At 63.0% G+C, this 17,122-nt stretch carries 13 protein-coding genes; 7 read left to right on the top strand and 6 right to left on the bottom strand.

Translation table 11 applies throughout. The features are described 5' to 3' along the window. Positions 1-352 precede the first annotated feature (352 nt). The 3 genes from ACGFH6_RS44150 to ACGFH6_RS44140 all read left to right on the top strand — a co-directional run bounded on the left by ACGFH6_RS44150 (position 353) and on the right by ACGFH6_RS44140 (position 3,716). Positions 353-859, top strand: a complete 507-nt coding sequence (locus tag ACGFH6_RS44150) for a hypothetical protein (RefSeq protein WP_393397248.1) — start codon at positions 353-355, stop codon at positions 857-859. Positions 860-1,358: 499 nt separating this feature from the next. After that, on the top strand, positions 1,359-2,372 hold the full coding sequence (locus tag ACGFH6_RS44145) for a hypothetical protein (RefSeq protein WP_393397246.1): 1,014 nt from the start codon (positions 1,359-1,361) through the stop codon (positions 2,370-2,372). 396 nt (positions 2,373-2,768) lie between these two features. After that, entirely contained in the window at positions 2,769-3,716 is a 948-nt protein-coding gene (locus ACGFH6_RS44140) for a DUF6615 family protein (RefSeq protein ID WP_393397244.1), read from the top strand. A 15-nt stretch (positions 3,717-3,731) separates the two neighbouring features. Here ACGFH6_RS44140 and ACGFH6_RS44135 read toward each other — a convergent pair whose 3' ends face one another. From ACGFH6_RS44135 to ACGFH6_RS44120, 4 genes are all read right to left on the bottom strand, one after another. Continuing rightward, positions 3,732-4,346 carry a hypothetical protein gene (locus ACGFH6_RS44135; RefSeq protein WP_393397242.1) on the bottom strand — a complete coding sequence of 205 codons (615 nt, stop codon included), beginning with the start codon at positions 4,344-4,346 and terminating at the stop codon, positions 3,732-3,734. A gap of 914 nt (positions 4,347-5,260) precedes the next feature. Then, a complete protein-coding gene (locus ACGFH6_RS44130; protein ID WP_393397240.1) occupies positions 5,261-5,758 on the bottom strand; it encodes a hypothetical protein in 498 nt (165 codons plus the stop codon). A gap of 1,223 nt (positions 5,759-6,981) precedes the next feature. Then, positions 6,982-8,247 carry a hypothetical protein gene (locus tag ACGFH6_RS44125; RefSeq protein WP_393397238.1) on the bottom strand — a complete coding sequence of 422 codons (1,266 nt, stop codon included), beginning with the start codon at positions 8,245-8,247 and terminating at the stop codon, positions 6,982-6,984. A 3-nt stretch (positions 8,248-8,250) separates the two neighbouring features. Beyond that, positions 8,251-8,850, bottom strand: coding sequence for a hypothetical protein (locus ACGFH6_RS44120; RefSeq protein WP_393397236.1), 600 nt, complete (start codon positions 8,848-8,850; stop codon positions 8,251-8,253). 2,531 nt (positions 8,851-11,381) lie between these two features. On the opposite strand from ACGFH6_RS44120, the gene ACGFH6_RS44115 reads away from it, so the two are divergent. From ACGFH6_RS44115 to ACGFH6_RS44105, 3 genes are all read left to right on the top strand, one after another. Then, the gene (locus ACGFH6_RS44115; protein ID WP_393397234.1) at positions 11,382-11,528 is read left to right on the top strand and encodes a hypothetical protein; all 147 of its coding nucleotides are present in this window, start codon (positions 11,382-11,384) and stop codon (positions 11,526-11,528) included. A 215-nt stretch (positions 11,529-11,743) separates the two neighbouring features. Continuing rightward, positions 11,744-11,866 (top strand): hypothetical protein, encoded by a 123-nt coding sequence (locus ACGFH6_RS44110; protein WP_393397232.1) that lies wholly within the window; start codon positions 11,744-11,746, stop codon positions 11,864-11,866. 217 nt (positions 11,867-12,083) lie between these two features. Then, positions 12,084-12,617 (top strand): hypothetical protein, encoded by a 534-nt coding sequence (locus tag ACGFH6_RS44105; RefSeq protein ID WP_393397230.1) that lies wholly within the window; start codon positions 12,084-12,086, stop codon positions 12,615-12,617. A gap of 221 nt (positions 12,618-12,838) precedes the next feature. Here ACGFH6_RS44105 and ACGFH6_RS44100 read toward each other — a convergent pair whose 3' ends face one another. Beyond that, positions 12,839-13,117: a helix-turn-helix domain-containing protein gene (locus ACGFH6_RS44100; RefSeq protein ID WP_393397228.1), complete on the bottom strand. Its 279-nt coding sequence runs from the start codon at positions 13,115-13,117 to the stop codon at positions 12,839-12,841. 682 nt (positions 13,118-13,799) lie between these two features. On the opposite strand from ACGFH6_RS44100, the gene ACGFH6_RS44095 reads away from it, so the two are divergent. Continuing rightward, positions 13,800-15,008: a hypothetical protein gene (locus ACGFH6_RS44095; RefSeq protein WP_393397226.1), complete on the top strand. Its 1,209-nt coding sequence runs from the start codon at positions 13,800-13,802 to the stop codon at positions 15,006-15,008. A gap of 422 nt (positions 15,009-15,430) precedes the next feature. Here the strand turns inward: ACGFH6_RS44095 and ACGFH6_RS44090 are convergent, their stop codons facing one another. After that, the gene (locus tag ACGFH6_RS44090) at positions 15,431-16,396 is read right to left on the bottom strand and encodes a DUF3560 domain-containing protein (protein WP_393397224.1); all 966 of its coding nucleotides are present in this window, start codon (positions 16,394-16,396) and stop codon (positions 15,431-15,433) included. Between the last annotated feature and the right edge of the window lie 726 nt (positions 16,397-17,122).

Below are 17,122 nucleotides of genomic sequence, written 5' to 3'. Positions count from 1 at the left end.
GCGAACAGCAGATCGCCCAAGTCACTGAGGCCGAGATGAACCACTCTGTGCCGCAGCAGCTCGTGTGCAGGTGCCACCGGAGGTGCGGGTCGTCGAGCTTCGGCCAACCCGGGACCGTTCGTTCGTCTGTTCGTGAAGGTCCTGCCGACAAGCCGCTCATCGGTGGGGAAGTAGTGCGTAGCGTCACGCGGTAGCACCTGTCGGGACGGCCTCGGCAAACAGTTCGGCGGGTTCTAATCCGGTGGTCGCCTCATGCATTACCAACCGCCGCGATCTGGCTAACCCCCACCAGCGCTCTCCTCCAACGGCATGACTTTCGGCCTTCCGGCTGGCTGACGCCTAGGCTTCAGTCGTGATCGACTTTGGTAGCGCGGCCGAGTGGGCCGGCGCAATCTTTACGGGCCTCGGTTTCGGCGCCGCCGTCTGGCAGCTCCGAGCCAATCGCAGGGACTCCCAACACGCTCGTCTCACGGACGCCCGGGACGAGGATGCGCGCCGCGAGGCTATGGCTCGCGCCGCCGGTGTCAAGGTCTCCTGGAGACCACCGCATCAGGGTCCTCCGCCGGACGATTTCGACGGTGTAACGCCCGTGGATGTTGAGGTACTCAACTCGGGTCCGTATCCAATCGATGGTGCTGTGCTTATCGTTGCCGCGGATGACTACCCAATGCAGATCGTGTACGGGACCATCTTCCCCGGGCAGCACATCGTGGACACCTACGAGGTGCGCCGGCGGGAGGTCGTGTTCGGTGAGCTCACGACCGGGGCGACACTCGAGTTCACGGACACGTTTGGCAACTTCTGGGCTCGAAGCGGTCAGGAGCTGGTCCGGAAGCCGGCGCCAGCCCGTATCTGCTGACCCCAGTACTTGCTCCACTGCTCGACGTCTCGGCCGCGGCCGTGGGATCACTCGTGGTGCGAAATGGTGTCAAAGAGCGTCGTCCGGCGGGGCCAGGGTCCTTTGAACCCGGACTTCTGACGCCTAGAGAGGCTGGTTGCTATGGGATCACTGCCCCTTTAATCCGCGGTACCGCCACGCTCTGAGGCTCACGGCCGTGTGGCTCAGACCGCTCCGCCGCGGGAGGCCAGCGCACGTCGCGAGGTCGGCTCGATGCGGCTCGGGCGAACCCCGGCTGAGGGCGGAGGAGAGCGGCGCCCAGGGGACGTCTGGCTATGTCAACGGCAGGCTCAGGCGCGCGGTGCCTCGAGGCCGCCTCCACGAGGCGGGACGTCATCACTGGTGGCGCCGGATAGTCTGTGGTTGGTGCCCGGGAGGGCGGGGGGAGGTGTCAGCGATGGCGGGAGTTTGGAGCCTGGGCGGAGAGGGCCGCTGGCGACCCCTCACCGCTACTGGATTCGTGAGCGAATCAGACCTTCACGATCTGATCGAGGAAACGCCAGCCATGCTGCCTCTAGCCGGCACGCCGAGGCTCGCGATCGTCGGGAAGGAAGTGAACTGCGGCCGGGAACGGGCTGACCTGCTTGCAGTTGAGGTCGAGACGGGCAGGCCGGTCGTCATTGAGATCAAGTTGGCGTCGAACACAGATCGACGACGGTCACTGACGCAGGTGCTCGGTTACGCCGCTTACCTGCGGCGACTCGACGGATCCGGCCTAAACGCAGTTCTGCGGAGCTACCTCGACAAGCATGGCTACCCCTCGATCACCCACGCTGCCAAGTCTGCGGCCGAGGCCGACCCAAGCTTCGATGAGGATGCGTTCCAGGCTCAGTTCGAAGATGCGCTGGCCGATGGTCGGCTGCGTGCTGTGATTGTGCTCGACGAAGCGCCAGCGGACCTGGTGGATCTGGTTGGCTACCTGCAGGACGTGACGAGCGATCGGTTGGCCCTCGACCTGGTCGTTGTGACAGCGTATGAGGTGGCTGGCCAGCGTCTTCTCGTTCCGCAGCTCGTCGAGCCAGACCGCACGCAGGTAACTGCCGAGATGGCCGGAACGGGCAAACCAACGACTGAGAGCGAGATCCTCCGTGGCTCCGATGCGTTTGCCGCGACCATCGAGACAGTGCCACTCGAGAAGCAGCCGTTGCTACGTCGATTGCTGGACTGGGCACGTGAACTCGAGCGCGACGGGCTTGCCACCCTCTTCACCTCGATCGGCAAGGGTCGATGGGTACTCAATCCGAGACTGCCAGGGCAATCTCGCGGCCTGGTCTCGATCTGGAACGACAAAGGCCCCTACCTGTCCCCCTACCGCACCGTCTTCGCACAGGAAGCGCCGGCCACGTTAGCCAAACTCGACGCGGCGGTGCCCAACGAGATCGGCCGAGGTAACTACATCAAAGGCAAGTACGACGAGGACCTGCTCGCGCTCCTGCGCGCGGCATACCTTGAGGCCAGAGACAGCCGAGCCTGACAACCACGCGGCAGCTGTTAGGACTCACTCATGGCATGACACGGTTTGTGACGCGATCTGGAATCAACTGGCGTTGGAGAAGGTGGCCAACCGGGTCGGCCGCGATACTCGCGGCGACTGGAGCGGGCTAGTGTTACGCCATCGCGGCTTCTAATCCGCAACTAGCCGGCAAGTCAGGTGACCCGGTACACCGCATACTCGATCCGGCCGGCGCCCAGGCGGCGAGTCGCTCATCGGTTAGTCGTCGCGCGGGATCTGGTTAGGCAGCCTTCGAGAGGCGATCCGTCGAGGGCTCCAGCAGGTCAATCGACGGCCCTTCGTGGGTGCGCCGTAGACAGTAGAGCCTGCGCAGCGCAGCTAAACCCCAGGGCGCCCTGCGTAGGCCACAATAGAAGAGTGACTCTTCACCAATCAGACAGGCCACCTGCTACGCTGCTGGAAGCTCTGACCCGGATTCGCGTGCGCGCCGAAGAACACATGGATCGCCAAGATCGCGACGGCCTTGGTTGGACTGAAGAGACCGTTACGGAAATCGCAATTGGTGCGGGCACCCCGTTGGTGAAGCCCATTCCCTTCAACCGCCCGCAGGAGTCCGCGGTTGGGGCGGACTGGCTTTGGTGGTGGCTGGACAGGTCAAGCCAGGAGTGCTTCGGGATGCTCGTTCAAGCGAAGCGAATCAAGGGCGGTCCTAGTCGATGGAAGTTGGACGTCAGCCACGGGAACGGCGCTCAGCAGCGAAACCTAATCGCTACCGCGGATCAGTTCAACGTGCCTGCCATCTACGGTGTCTATATGGGAGGGCTGGTGCTCCGCAGGGATCTGAAGTGTTCGCACGGTCGCGTGCTCCCGTGCCTATCGTGCGCCCGCATGGCGGTTACCCTCATGCCCGCATACTCGTTGCCCGCCACCCGGGATCAAGGTGCACTGTTCGACCTCACGCTGGCCGAAGGTGTGCCGCTTGAGGATCTTGGCGATCCGGATAGGCCGACTGGAGTCATACGAGATGTCAACTTCCGGCAGTTGCGGCCCGGTGTATTGAGGGAATTCCTAGTCGATCCTCAATCTGGCCCTCGAGAAGTAGCCAAGCACATTTTCAAATCAGTATCGACTCGGCGAGACGGGCAGAAGTCTGCCGCGCTAGCCGAGCCCGTCGAACTGGTGGGGCAGCAGATCTTTCAGGAGTTGCCGCGCGATCGCGGCCACTTCCCTGGTCCCTACTTTCCACACGTATTACGTGGGCTACGGAAGAATCCGCCTAGTTATGTGCACGATCTGATCGCCGGCTTCCCCCCGCCATCCGACATCTCGGGCGCGGTCGCTGGGGTCGTTCTTGTGCTCATTTAGTTCTAGGGCGATGACTCAACCTTCGTTGAACGGCCGAGCGACGCCTTCGCAGGGCGACAGGCACCTGTCGCAAAGGACGGGAATGCCCGGGTGAAAGTCGGCACCGAGACTTTGCGCGAGTCGGGACGTCTCTATCGAGATTTCCTGGATTCGCGCGTCGGGGGCGGCGGGACGTTCAACGAGCATGAAGTCTAGGATGTCGAGTCGTGTGATCACGCGCCGGCACTCCTCGCCGCCATAGGTCAGTCCCGGAACGTGGTCACAGTTGCGATAATCAGCATGACAGATTGAGCACTCCGCATCGCGTACCAAGAACTCTGGGCTGAACGCGACACGACTGTGGGCCAGCGCCACGGGGCATCGCTGAAAGTAGGTTGAGTTTTCGTACGCTAGGTGGCACCCGGTTGGGAATTCGTTCCGCGCGAGGGCTCCAGCTTCATCCAGCAGTCGATGCGCGTCATGGAATAGCTGAGAGTCCTCCAACCAGTTCATGGCCGATCTGAGGGCAACGTGAGCTTCACGCAGTTTGCGCTCCGCTTCGGATGAGGGTCCGCGCGCTTCCAGATCTTGGCGAGCTTGCTTGTATAGAGACCTACCTGTCGTGAGCAGGTCTTCACCCTCGGCGGTCACGTACGAGATTGTCTCAGGCAGCGTCCTTTACCGCTACGCTTTCGTGTCTTAGCGAGCGATGAAGCCAGCTCGGTCGCCTCGGGGCCTAGGCCCCACTTGTCCTTGACTAGCCGATTGTCGAATGGAGACTGGGTCACGTCGGGTCCTGGGTGGGGCGTCGGCGAATTGCCTCGAGTCGCAGGTGGCCGCGGAGCAGCACGGTCGAGGCCGTCCGGATCAGCCGGTCGCCAACGCCTCGCGGCCAACGTGGATCCATCGCGGCGCGCCATGGTTCACGCCATGAATCGTGTCGAATAGCGCGGACTCAGTCGGCTAGTGTCGTTGGCTGGGCAGCGCGGTCGGCAGCCGTGTTTACCGACATCGACAAGCTGCGTGAAAGGTGCTGGTCGTTGGGCGCCGCGACGATTATCGCGTACGGTGGCACGTTCGCTGTCATCGGCGCCTTCACGGTCTACTGCCTCGTCCTCGCCGCGCGAGCCGCCGAGTGGACTTCTTGGTCGGTCATACTTCCCGGCCTCACATACTGCGCATGCATCGTCGTAATTCTTCGTGCCTCGGCGTACGTCATCTTTCAACCCCGCATCGATCTGAGCAACGAGTAGTTTCAAGCACAACGGTTGTCGGATCATCGAGCAGTAGAACGCGCGAGCCGTTCGGGGCCTCGTGGTCTCCCGATGCGCTCAGCCGCAGGCTCGCTCTGGCCCCGCCGGCAAACATGCAGCGGTGTCCTACCGGAGCTGGAGTCGAGGTGTGATGCCGTGCTGAATGGCCCTACCTCCGTGGCCTACAGATGTACTTGGTAAGGCGTCGCATGGTGGAGATCCTGATTTCGACCAGCTGTGCCAATGGCTCATCTTCATTGCACTGTTCTCGGAATTCGGGTCGGCTCGTCTCCTGGCGTCAACAACACCTCGTCAGGGCGTTAGCGGTCCTATCGGAATCGATTCTGCCTCTGCAGCTGGCCCCTTCTGGCCATTGCGGACGAGCTCGCCAAATAGATTGATTGCCAGGTATCGATTACGTTTGAGAACAGCCACCGTCTCCTGCGACAACGTCTCGGCGCTGACGTCTTCGGCCTGCAGCACGGCCGCGAGTGCGCGACCTCGCATCGCATCATCACGAAAGTCGATTGCCATCTTCTCTGCGGCCGCGGCGCGACGTTCTGCTCCTCCATCTCGTTCTCTCTGCACGTCAATGCCAAACAGCACACCAGCAAAGCTGAAAGCGATCGCTTGAACAGAGCCAAGAACCAGCCAAGCAGTGCTCGAAAAAGTATCGTTTATAATCAAGGACACCGAGAGTGCCAGCCACACGGCAATCGCAGCTGCTAGCAGAATCAACCACCACCTGCGATAAAACGAAGCTGGTTCGATGACGTGCGAAGCGACAGGTATAATAGTGCTCGCCGACATAGACACCTCCTTGATTGTCTGGCGTACGCGCTTCTCGCTGGCGTCGCGCAGAATGTGGTCGTACCGCCACCTCGATAGTGTGTACCGAAGGAGCCAACGCAGTCTTCGGGGCCATGGAGCAGTAGATAGATCCGGGCTATGTTGCTGAGTCTCAGGGACGGAGAAGTTCACGGCTTGGGGATCAGCAATGCTTAGCGCCTGCAACCAGCGATTCGTCATGCGTAGCAGTTCGGTGCCGGGCCCGTCCAGCGCTAGTCCGCTTCGATCAACATCTCGATTGGCCCCGATGAACATCGCGAGCTGGATACCCATTTCGGCGCCGAGCGCTACTACTGGCGGTGGTAGGTCAGCGGCTTGTGACAACTTACCGCGAGCCGACTCCGGCTGCGAATTCAACCATGCCGCGCGAGCAGCGAGTACGATCCCATCTGCACCGAGAGACCTTTCCGCTGCGGTCCGTCGACACCAAACCAGCAAGTTCTCACGGTCCTCCCCCAGGGCGTAGGCGTATCCGATGAGAAGTTGAGTGTAAGAAGCTGCCGCCCAGTCGAGCGGATTGGCTGCTCCGCGTCTCCGTTCGACGCCGCGGGCAGCAGCGGCCGCGAGGTCATAGCGGCCGCTACGCAAGTAGTCGACGAGAACTCTTCCGCCAACATCGGTTGGCTCTATCATCGGCCGAACTACGGAGGCACCTTCTCCCTGCCAGAGTACGCGGTACTCATCCGCCTGGCCGACTGGAGGCACTGCCAAGAGTCTGCGCGGAGTAAATCGGGTCGCCACCGCAAACTCCAGTGGGATTGGGCTCCCATCCAATCGGGTCACAGCGAAACCATCAGGACTGCGCATTAGCGATATGTCGACCGAGGCCCGCGCGCCAATTCGCGAAACCGAACGTGACCCAACGTCGATCGCGACCGGAAATGGCAAGTGACTCGCATTCAAGAGGGCATGGCGCGGTTTTAGCGCATCGCGACTCAGAATCAAGGTGACGCGCCGCACGCTTGGAATCAGAAACATCGACTCGAGGACTTCATGATCTGGAACTTCGGCACGAACCACAACTAGACCCGCTGGAAGCCTCACGCTCTCGCCAGGGGCCAAGAATACTTGCCCGCCAGCCGACGTGATTCGCGTTGGCACGACATCCGTCAAATCGACCGCGGTCGGTTGGTCATGCCACCGGACTGTCACTTCGGCCGTCGGCTCGTCCCTGTTTGGCGTGCTCATATCGAGCTTGCCCCGCGGACTATCCTAAGCTGTCCATTGGCCGCGAGCCGAAGACCAACAACTTTATCGCGATCAACGTCTAGATCAAATGTCCGGCCCAGAATCGAACTCGACGCTGACGGCGTCACCTCAAGGTCATAGAGCCCGGCGTAAATCGTGAGCTCAATGCTCTTGCCGATCTGACCGCCCAGCCCAGTGTCATGCCCCTCTTTCGTCAGTAGCTGGACAGCAAGTATTCCGTATAGTTCGGATTGACTCGCAACTATCTCAATGCGAAACTTCGGCAACGGATATGGGCACGTGAGTACAGCCTTCTCCACCAACGGATGGATCGTTGGCTCCTCGCCTCCCAACTGAGCACCTGGCTTGAGATCCCTCATGAGGGGAAGTAGTTTGGACCTTAGTCGAGAAGTCGTGACCGCATAGACGCGCTCCTCAGGATCGCGGCCGGGCACTTCCGGCTGACCTCTATCAACGAACTCGCCAGCCGTGCACAGTAGATACCGCGATGCGTCGTCCTCTGCGCGACCGACAAGCGCCCAGGACATCAGGGTCGCGTCGACGGCATTTATCATGTAGTTTTGTGTGCCATTGCGCGCCGAAATGACAACTTCTTTTTCGCGAATCGCCTTATCGCCGGGCGAGCGATCGGCCCATCCGACTCCCTGTTCACCGTGCCATTCAGGCACCTGGTCATCGACCCGGGCGCAGCAATCGAAGACATACAGATTTGCGCGTGCCTTCACCATGCGCATTCTCTCGCGGATTCCGTACAGATTGATCGCATAACGGTACCGGCTGTCGACCCTGCCCGCCTCGCCTAGGAATGCCCATTGCGCTCCCGTTTTCGTAATGACACCGTGACCAGACACGTACATCACGGCCAAGTTTCCATAATGACTGTCGGCATCTTTTACCCACGCATCAATGGCATCGCCGACAGAATCATAATCAGCGGGCTGCCATGGCCCTGAGACCTGGATATGTTTCTCTTCTCCTTCGGCTGGTGCTAGTAACACGCGCACGGTTCGAAGGCGCGCCTGATCCGGGTCACGGAAGTTGGTCACAAGGAAGCGAGCGAAGTTGGCGGCCCCCGCGGCGGCGCCCATAAGTTCTTCCCAGCAACGATCGGAGTCAGGGTGCCGCTCATAGCGGCTGACGCCAATCACCAATGCATGTACGCCTGCTGGTTCAGTCCCGATCCCTGCGCAGCAGTGATAATAGAGAGGCTCGTCTCCGTGGCTGCACGTGTCGTCGTTCATGAGTCAGCCTGGGCAGGTCTTGACATTTTCTGCCTTTGATACTTCTGTAACCGCGACCTCATGTACCGATCCGTCGGTATAGCGAATTCGCAGCTTCCCGGTGTTCTTTGTATTCAGGATCTCTCCGCACATGACTGTCTCATTGGTCGAGGTGATTTTGAGCATGGGCGTTGGCGGTTTGGTTGGTGCGAACCAAAGGACGGCGACGGCTGCCACTACTGCGAGAAGGGAAGTGAGCGCGAGCAGGACCCCCAACCGCAGGTTGTCAGCAGCGTCGGCCGCTGTCCGTAGTCGCTTGACGAACCAGTCACGCAGGCGCCGATCAGTGGACACGTTGACACTGTGGGGCCAGCCATATGCGGCGCGAAAAGTGGACACCAAGGCGATTGCTGCGCAGATGATGGCAATGAGCAGCAACACTCCAATAGTAATCTTCGCCCAGTTGGGAACGCCGGCGAGCGCATCTTTGCCCGTGACCAGACTTGCAAGTCCAAACAAGCTGAATATGGCAGTGACGCCGGCGATCCATTTGTCGGCCGCCGATCGAACGTTGGCCTCCGCCTGGGCTTGACTCTTTTCGAGCTCTACCGCAGCAAGAAGCATGTTGTCGTCGGCAGCGGGTGTGATAGGCGGCGCACTATCTGGCTTCGCTGTCGCGAGCCACCATCTGCCGCAGTTCAGCTGGGTCGCGGTGCCGTCATTATGTTCTCTTCGGCAGTCGCACTGGAATTGGCGGGTGCGAGCCACTACTTCGGCCGGCCTGACCGATGCAGCGATCGCCGTCGAATGTAACTTCTTTGTCGTCTTGTGCGTGCATTTGGGGGCATGGACCAGAAGCCAAATCGGCTGCTTTGTCGATAGTCCAGTCAGCGAGGTCTTCCTGCGTCGGAAAGATGCGTTCGTATTTGTAGCTGTCAGATGAGTCGGCCATGTGTTCCCCCCGGGCGGCGTGCGGCGTGGCATCGCTCAAGCCGCGAGCCGAAATTGTCTGACCCCCTCGGCCACGTACCAATTGCGGTCTCCGCCCACTGGCACGATGGTCCTGCTGGGAGTTCGTGCCGTCAAGCGGTTGGCGCACTTGTCGTTGGACGCCGTCGCCCAAGTGGCGAGTGAGGACATAGGGTCCGGCGGTGCGAGCTCGGGAACTCGGAGCCGACAACGGCCTGCACGCCGATCTTCGACGTTGTACCTGGCAATCACAGCTGGGAGGATCTAGTGACGAGCACACCGGTCGGCGGCGCCGCTGTTGCGGCCTGCATGGCCGCCAGGAAGACTTCGGCACCGAGCGGCGTGGGGTCGAGGGGCAAGAGAAGTCCACGGAGCTCTCAGAATGGCTGGTTGAGGCTGGATCACACACTCCTCGAGCGTGAACTAGGCGCCGTGGCAAGTTCCGCCGCCCTCTTCGTCGTCCGTCGGGCGCTCTTCGAGCCCCTCGACTACCACGGCAGGCCGCGAACAATGCACTGTCGCTCGCCAATTGAGGGCGATCGCGAATTCCATGGAGCACATCGTCTTCGAACCCACCGTCGCCCGGGCGTCACAGGCCACGCCAGTCCGCGGGACTCTCAGGCCGGGCGCTAGTTCAGTCCGACTTCGGCGGTGCGACCTTCACCGGCTATGCCAAACTCAGCGATGCGCCCTTCATCGGCGACGCCGGCGGGCGTCCAGTTCCGGCTGCGCTACGCCGACGTGATGCTGGACAACTCCGACTTCTCTGAACCGGCGATCCTTTCGGGGTATCTCCTCGCTGAACAGCGAGGAACTCCAGGCTGACGAGAAGAGCGTGGCCGATAATTGGAGCCTGGAACTGCCAGGCGAGCAGCCGCAGGTGCTGTCGCTGCGGCGAGCCAACCTTGCTGGGCTCAGGCTCAGTGACGTAAGTCTTGCCAACTGTCGATTCGCAGGTGCGCAAAACAAGTTGCGATTGGAAGCAGGCGTTGACTTCGCAACCGCCCCGAGTCGGCTGACACGGGATTGGCGGCAGGTGATTGCCGAAGAACGCGCCCGGAGGGCAAGTCAGTCCGAGGTCGACGGCTCGTCCGGCTCGTGCGGCCCGCTGGTGGCGGCCGCGAACCCGCTCAGCCTAAGCCTGGAACGATGGACCGATCCTGCATGGCCGACAACGTGGGGGACATCGCCGCGCCGGCGAGGATAGAGGCGGGCACATCGCGGGGCCGAGCGTTCGCAAGGGGTGCGAGGATAGCAAAGATGAGCCTGGGGCCGCCGACTTCTACTACCGCGACACGGAGATACGACGCCACGCCCGCACGGCCTCCGGAGGGAGCGACAGCAACCGTCAGTCCACCGGAACGTCTCGAGGTCGCTTTGAGCGTGCGGTACTGACCGCCTATTGGCCTGTATCCGTATACGGCTGCAGGCCCGGCGGGCCATTGCCTGTCTGGCGATCGTGACGGTGCTCTTCGCGCTCGCATTCCACGTGTGCGGCTTCACAAAAGACAAGCCCCCGCAACCGGCCTCCTACTGGACCAGCCTGCTGTACGCCTTCCGAGCCACCCTGTCCCTCCCCGACGACGAGGTCACACTCACCGCATGGGGCAAGTTACTGCAGGGCCGGCCGCGCGTCACTGGCCCCAGCATTGCTCGGCCTGGCTCTCCTGGCCCTGCGCGGCCGTGTAAAGCGCCAGCCCCGATCTCGGTCGTAAGGACGGCGCGGCCAAGCGCACCGCCCATGCCGGCACGGAGAACGCGAACACGTCGATGGAGCGTAAGCAGCATAACCAAAATTGCACCTAGCACAAGAGCGGCTACCGCCGTGATAGGCCGCCCAAGCTTGATGGGAGAACTCTCGCAAGATGTCGGCCGCGTGGGGCCATTCGTGGGGCCAACTGGAGTCAATCGGTGTTGGCATAGGGGTCAGATCGGGTGAGGATACGAACTCCTGGAGCCTGATGGAGGCCCCAGAGGCAACGGCCGTCGGACTCATAATCCCCTGCTCGGATGGTCGAGTCCGATCCGCGCTCCCCCGGCGGCGCTAGATAGACCGTGCGTCGACAGGTTTGAATCGTGCTGGGGTACCTATCGAGACGGTTTCATGGAGTCGGGTTGTCGTCGAGGACCTCGCCGAGACCATCGAGCCCGGCAGCTCGGCCGCGGTACTCGTCTGGGAGAACCTGTTGGCCGCGCCGTTCGGGGCAGCGGTGCGACACGCTGGCGGCCAGCTGGCCGCAAGCGGACGGATCCCGATCCAAGCGGTGCTCGCCGCGATCGAGGCCGACGCCGCAGAGACCGAAGAGACCAACAAGACCGAGGAAGGTATCTGAGATGCCACTTGCAGCCCGACGCAGGCGCAGGACCGCAGCAGCCGTGGGAGGTGCCGTGGTCGTCGCACATGGCATCAACCGCCGCGACGACCGGCGTGACGACCGGCGTGACGATCGGGGTGACCGCCGCGAGGACCGCCGCGACTGACGCAACCGTCAAAGATTCAGCCGCGGACCACGAGCGTGGGCTCGTGGAACGTGTCGGGTAGGTCATTTTGTCCGTCGAGGACATCGACGAGTCCGCCGCGTTCTACCGGGACGTCGTCGTCGCGCTGCCGTACATGTTCACCGGCGCCCGGCAGCATCCCGTGACACGGTTCATGAGCGAGCTGAAGTGAACTCGTGCTGGCAGGGGGGCGTCCGGCGGCGGCGGTACTCGCGACGCGCCTAGAGATGGCAGAGTTCATGCCATCGCGCAGCCCTTTAACCCGCGGGTTGAGGCTTCGAGTCCCGCAGAGGCCATCATGTCTCGGTGGGATGCCGGAGCAGGCCTTCCACAGGTGCCTGTGGACAACGGGGTTTGAGGTGTCTGCGGAGGCACCTACAGTGCTCGCTATGCCCTCGCACGCGTTCGTCGACGAGTCGATCCGGAACGGCTATCTCATGTCCGCCGCCGTGATCGCAGCCGGCGACCTCGCGCCCGCGCGCGGGAAGCTGCGAGAGTTGTGCAAGCCGGGTCAGCGACGCCTCCATATGAAGGACGAGAACGACAGCCGGCGTCGCGAGATCCTGTCCACACTGGCCGGGCTCGGGCTGCAGATCCACCACCTGTATCGGGCACCTGTGAGCGGCCGGCCGATCCGCAGCAGCAGAGATGACTGCTTGCGGGCACTGATCCCCGCGTTGCTGGCGCTCGACGTCGACCGACTGGTGGTCGAGTCGTGCGGCCAGGACCATCGCGACAATCAGATCATCGGGCCGCTCGCTGACCGACTCGCGGCCCGGGGTCGGTTCGCCTGGCTCCACTTGGCGCCGGCCGCCGATCCGCTGTTGTGGACCGCTGACGCGGCCGCGTGGGCATACGGCAAGGGCGGAGACTGGCGCCGACGAGTCGAGGGCATCGTCGCACAGGTCACCGATCTGCCCTAGAACGCGCGAAACCCGGGCGACCAGTCGTCCGGCTGGCTCCCGGGTCCACTTCCCTCGGCTACTGCCTGGGCTAGCCTAAGTGTATACCCGCTTCGCGTTACACAGAGCCGCTGAGCCTTTGGCTGACCCGCCCAGCGACCGGTCGCGCGACTCCCCCGGCCGGGTCACCCGGCGATGCCGACCCCGCCGCTGGCGGCGATCACCGCCCGGTCGGCGTCAGTTTACGCTCTATCCCCTTCAGGCCGGCGCCTGTCTAGACCGAGCGCGTGCAGGTCCTGCGGATCCAAGCCCCGCAACAGCTCCCGCAGGTCCACCTCGAGCGCCCGGCACAGTAGGAGCATGTCGGCCATGGTTACGCGGCGTCGCCCGTTCTCCAGGTCGCCGACCACCGGGCGAGACCAACCCAGCTCGGCCGCCAGGTCCTCCTGGCGTTCCTGCCTCCGCGCCCGGATCGCCCGTACGTTCGCCGCGATCAGCGCGTCGATCGGATCCGTGGCCATGCCGCCATCGTTCACGCTGTTCCTCCAGTCGGCATGTCGCCTACAGCTGCCTTGCGATGATCGTGACTCCTTGGCTCAGGTTGTCTCTACACTAGGAAGCTATTAGCTTCGTAGTGATGGCTAACCCATCATGACTGGGCGAGGGAGTCGATGGAGCATCGGGAGGACTGCAAGCAATGCGGAGTGGTGCAGGAAGTGAAGGTGATCCTCGCGAGCAACCGGCCTCCGGTCGAAAAGCTACGCGCCGTCGAGCTAGCCGTGTACCGACCGACGCATACGAGCCCGCCGGTGAACCTCGGGTCGAAGGGGTGGCCGGTGCTCCAGGGAACGACATGGGAGACCCACGACGACCCGGAAATGACGCGCCCGGGCCCCGCGACTGGCGCGGGAAATGCGGACTCCCCCGCACGATCGTGAACGGCAAACTCTACTGTGGCTGCGGTCGCTACATCCTGACCTTCGCGAACCCGGAGAACCCGAACCTCCCCCACCCCTCCTAGACGGTATGACGTGACGCCGTCGTCGTGGCGGCCTGGCGAGCCGGGGCGCCACAGGCCGAGTACGTCAGGCCCATTCACTCTCCACGACGCCTTCTGAGTCAGGTGAGTCCGTCCGCTTGTCGGTCACTCTTCGGTGTCGTGTGGTTGCATAGGGAGGCCATCTGGGGATCGAGGAGAGGTCTGTGGCCAGGAAGAGCAAGAAGGGCTGGACGGCTGCCGGCGCCGCCCGGACCGCGCGGGAATACCGTGTCGCGACGACCGAGTTCCTCAGGCGGGCACCGATCGCACGAATGGATCGTGCCCAGCGGCTGCTTGACGCCTTTCAGCTGCATCAAGCGCACGTTGGGCATGACGAGGCGGCGGCTCTGATGCTCATCACGGGGCTTGGCTACTCGGAGGACTGGCATCCGGAGCACTGGTACGCAGCAGGCGAGCAAGTAGTCGACGACGAGGCCGCCGACCTCGCCGGAGCTGATCTCTACATCCTGAGCCCGCAGATGCTTGATGTGGTCGCGGCTGCCGCAGCAAGCCTCACGTTCGATGATCTCAGTCTGCTCCGCGCCGATGATTTGCCAAGCCGCTCGGGTCTTCTCGTGCTTCCGCGGCCCTTGCTGGTGAAGACCGTGAACGGCGATGTGAGTGACGATCGAGCGTTCCTGTGGCGCGGTCCAGTATCAATGCGTATGGCCGACCCATCGTCAGGAGGGTTCGTCTCGCATCCCGCAGTCAAGATCTCGACATACTTCGACCGCGACGGGCCAGTGCAAGTCGATTCCTTCCGCCAGCTCCTGGCGCAGGCCCGCACCGAGGGCACCCCATTGCCGCCGCTGATGCTCGATGGCATCCAGTGCTTCCCACTCGAGTTCGAACCTTCCAACATCCATCGCAAGAACCTTGAGGCGTGGGCAACGGGTGCACGCACGGTGGGTGCCTCCCAACGTGAGTTGCTGGCTGACCAGGGCTACGACTCGGAAGTTGTCGTCTCCGGCGACTACGTATCCGGCGACGAGATCGACGACGTTGACGGCCGATTCATGCTGCGCTTCATGTATGCCTTCTGGCGTCTCTGCGAACAGCAAATCGCACAGATCACTGAGGCAGACGTGAACCACTCTGCTCGCGTCACAGCCGCTCGCGTTCAAGCGCCACCGGAGGTGCGGGTCGTCGAGCTCCGGCCGAGCCGGGACCGCTCGCCCGCGCCGGACGAGGACGGCGAGAACCTCGACCGATGGAACCATCGCTGGATCGTACGCATGCACAAGGTTCGCCAGTGGTATCCGAGCGAGCAAAGACACAAGGTCATCTACCGCGGTCCGTACCTGAAGGGTCCTGCGGACAAACCGCTCATCGGTGGAGAGGTCGTGCGAGGCGTCACGCGCCAACACTCCTGATCCCCACGCGCTGCGATCAGTTCAGCCGGGGACCAGAGTGGGAGAGACGTGGAGACGAATCAAATCAAATCGAGTCGAAACCGTGCGAACTGGTGATTTCTCGTCAAGCCCGTGAGGGCGGTGCCTCCGGACTCAACACACGCGTGGAATATCGTCTGGGCGCCCTCCGCGCGAACCGCGACGAGAACACAGCCTGGTAGCCGCTCGGGTCACAACATTCGTCCATGCCCCAGTTTCAGCACATCCGCTCACTACCGAAATCATGTCCTGCACGATCACCACCGCGCCGGGTCGGCCGCCCCGGTCCGGGCTGGATCGCCGCACTGGCGCATTGGCTGTGGTTGAGGGCTCGATGCCCGATGACGCGGGAATCGGCCCGCCGGCGGTTCCCGCACGCGTACGGTGGGGAACCGCCCGGGCTGTCAGGAGTCTTGCTGCTCGGCGGCCTCGGCGCGGCGGTAGGCCCGGATCTCGTGATATTTGACGGTGTAGGTGAGCGGCCCGTATTCGACGGTGACGGACTTCTTGTTGACCCGGATTGCCCGCATCCAGCTGCTGCGGTAGATGAAGTCGCCGACCATGATGTCGTCGGGGCCGTACATTTTGGCGCCATCAGCCTTGAGGTCGTCGAGGACCTTCCGCCAGTGGGTGAGCTGCCGGTCGAGGTCGGCGAGTTCGATCCGCAGCCGCTCCGCCCGGTCGCCGGTGGCTGGTTCGTGGGTCTCGGTGTAGCCGTAGCGGGTGAAGCTGTAGCCGTTGAGCTGGCAGGCGGTGGCGCGGTGGGTCTTCTCCAGGTCTTCGATGCGCCTTGCGACGTTGCGGGGGTTGTTGCGGGCTTCGGTAGCTCCAATCAGATTGTCGGCACGCCGCTGGGCGTCGCGCGCCACCTGTGACGACTCGACCGTCGTCTGCATGAGGCGGTCCATGCGGGCGATGTCGCGGCGGTGTCGCCCCTCGGAGTGGTGGCCTACAAGGATCGGCTGACCGAGTGGGATGTGGTCACTGATTTGTCGCCGTGCCGCGTCGGCGCTGTCCGCGATGGTCTGATGCCGCGCGGCCCGGTCGTTCAGCATCTCGGCCCGGGCTTCGAGGCGGTCGGCGCGGTCGGTCTCGCGTTCCTCGACGCTGCGGGTGATGTCGTTGTGGATCCTGACCTCGACCTCGAACCCGGCCGCTTCCAGGGCAGTCTTGGTGGCGTCGGTGACCCAGTCCTTTGACAGCTTGTCGCGGGAGTGAGGGATGTACCAGGCCCGCAGGTTCCGCGACCAGCGCCACCCGTTCGCCTTGAGGACTTCGGCCGACCCGTCGCCTTTGCTGGTGCCGTACGCGATGGTTCCGTCGGCGTGGGTGTGGACCAAGGCAATGGACTTCGCGCCCGCTGTGATCATGACTGCTCCGGTTCCTGCCAGGTGGCGGGCCGTCGAACGCTCTGCTTGGCCGACTGTTTTCCGCCCCCTCCTGGCAAGCGGAGTCCGGACCCGTAAGCGGCTGGGGTGCAACCACTGCGAACCCGGAGGGACCGCCGTAGGCGGGGTGGTTGCGGGCCAGGCGTGTCGGGTCATGATGGAGACGCCAGGAGGGAAGGAAACCCAACCGGCACAGGGCCGACCGCAGTCGGCTCGATCGTGCGGCCGCAGGCCTGCCTGGATCGTGTCTGTCACCGCGCGCCGGAAGGGCGGCGGCCCGGGGCGGTGGAAGCCCGTGATTGAACACTGCAGCGTTACTGAGTGCGCGGGAAATGGGTTTCTCCCCCGGCCGCCACGCTCGTCCTCTACGTCTTCTGACCGAGACGATCCTGAGACCAAGGCGCGCCTACAAGGTTCAGCTCGCCTCCGCAAACTAGCTGGGACCTCGTGACACGGTTCGTGACACGAAGTCGAGTCAATCATTGCTGTACAAGTCGGCTCGAGAGGCTCGCAACGACACTAGCAGCGACTGAAGAGGGCAGAGTTTAGGACGTCGCGCGGCCTTTTAATCCGCGGGTTGTGGGTTCGAGTCCCACGGGGCCTACCAATCCGGATGTATGGCCTCGGCTGATGGATGACACATCGTCCTCGGTTGAGGCTTTACATGTTTCCGGCTGATGCTTGACGGTTGCTTCGGTTGATTCTTGA

It is taken from the genome of Kribbella sp. NPDC049227 (assembly GCF_043197265.1).
Taxonomy (GTDB): domain Bacteria; phylum Actinomycetota; class Actinomycetes; order Propionibacteriales; family Kribbellaceae; genus Kribbella.
Note: the sequence above shows the minus strand (reverse complement) of the source record. Positions and strands in the feature narration are given on the sequence as shown.